This is a genomic window from Streptomyces lothianensis (genome assembly GCF_047779955.1).
Classification (GTDB): Bacteria; Actinomycetota; Actinomycetes; order Streptomycetales; family Streptomycetaceae; genus Streptomyces.
Genome location: NZ_JBLMKT010000161.1, coordinates 1 through 291, shown reverse-complemented (window position 1 = coordinate 291; position 291 = coordinate 1). Strand labels below are relative to the sequence as shown.

The 291-nt window shown below is 71.1% G+C and carries 1 protein-coding gene; it reads left to right on the top strand.

Features of this window, described 5'->3' with window-relative positions; genetic code table 11:
- The coding region (locus tag ACLF6P_RS30060) for an acyltransferase domain-containing protein (protein ID WP_415954590.1) at positions 1 to 291 on the top strand (291 nt) is incomplete at both ends.

Sequence of the window (291 nt, the reverse complement as noted above, 5' to 3'; positions counted from 1 at the left end):
GGGTGGATGTGGTCCAGCCGGTGCTGTGGGCCGTGATGGTGTCCCTGGCCGAGGTATGGCGCTCCCACGGTGTCGAACCATCCGCTGTGATCGGGCACTCCCAGGGTGAGATCGCCGCTGCCGTGGTGGCGGGTGTCCTGTCGCTGGAGGATGCGGCGAAGGTCGTGGCCCTGCGGTCCCGCGCGATCATTGCCCTCGCGGGCCGCGGCGGCATGGTCTCCATCGCCCAGGCGGCGGATGCGGTCCGTGAGCTGATCACGGCCTGGGACGGCCGTATCTCGGTCGCGGCCG